Genomic DNA, 273 nt, shown 5'->3' on the forward strand with positions numbered 1-273 from the left:
TGTTGGGCAGGGCGCTGGTGAGGTCCACGAACATCAGGTCCACCTGATTGCCCAACAGGTCCTGGATGGCGGGCGCGGCGCCCTTGTAGGGCACATGCAGGATGTCCGCGCCGGTGCGCTGCTTGAACAGCTCCAGCGCCAGATGGTGCGGCGAACCGGTGCCGGCCGAAGATGCCGTCAGTTTGCCGGGGTGCTTCCTGGCCGCCTGCAGCACATCGTCCAGGGTTTTGTAGGCGGAGCCCGCGTTCACCGCCAGCATCATGGGAAACCTGG

General features: G+C 65.9%; 1 protein-coding gene. It reads right to left on the reverse strand.

Annotated features, from left to right (window positions below; genetic code table 11):
• Window positions 1-273: tripartite tricarboxylate transporter substrate-binding protein (locus SB751_RS30390; protein ID WP_410749071.1), on the reverse strand; the 273-nt coding region annotated here is incomplete at both ends.

The organism is Cupriavidus sp. SIMBA_020 (genome assembly GCF_046535395.1).
In the GTDB taxonomy this organism is placed as follows: Bacteria; Pseudomonadota; Gammaproteobacteria; order Burkholderiales; family Burkholderiaceae; genus Cupriavidus; species Cupriavidus campinensis.